Raw genomic sequence first — 406 nt, forward strand, 5'->3', positions numbered from 1 at the left:
GCAGCAGGCCGAAGGGCTCGGCCTTGCGGAAGGCGGCTTCGGCGTCCTCGATCTCGGCCAGGATCGACAGGCAGCGCCGGTAATAGGCCTCGCCGTCCTGCGTGGCGTTCACCTGCCGCGTCGTCCGCTCCAGCAGACGCGCGCCGAGATGTTCTTCGAGCCGGCGTATCGCTTCCGTCGCGGTTGAGCGCGGCAGGCCGAGATCGGCGGCGGCAGCGGTGAAACTGCGCCGCTCCAGCACGCGAACGAAGAGCCGCATCGTGTCCAGGCGATCCATGCTCTTTGTTCGCAGTTTCCGAATAGAGATGTCAAGAGACGGCTGATTATCCGGAAGATCGCCATGTCTATGTCCGTGTCACTGAATACACGGAGAGATTTCAATGACAAACCAGCAGACAAGTACGGG

General features: G+C 62.3%; 1 protein-coding gene. It reads right to left on the reverse strand.

Going from position 1 to position 406, the window contains the following annotated elements:
• The coding region (locus tag ACWTU8_RS33110) for a LysR family transcriptional regulator (RefSeq protein WP_455851413.1) at positions 1 to 277 on the reverse strand (277 nt) is incomplete at its 3' end.
• Positions 278 to 406 lie beyond the last annotated feature (129 nt).

The organism is Mesorhizobium sp. BHbdii, assembly GCF_053848045.1.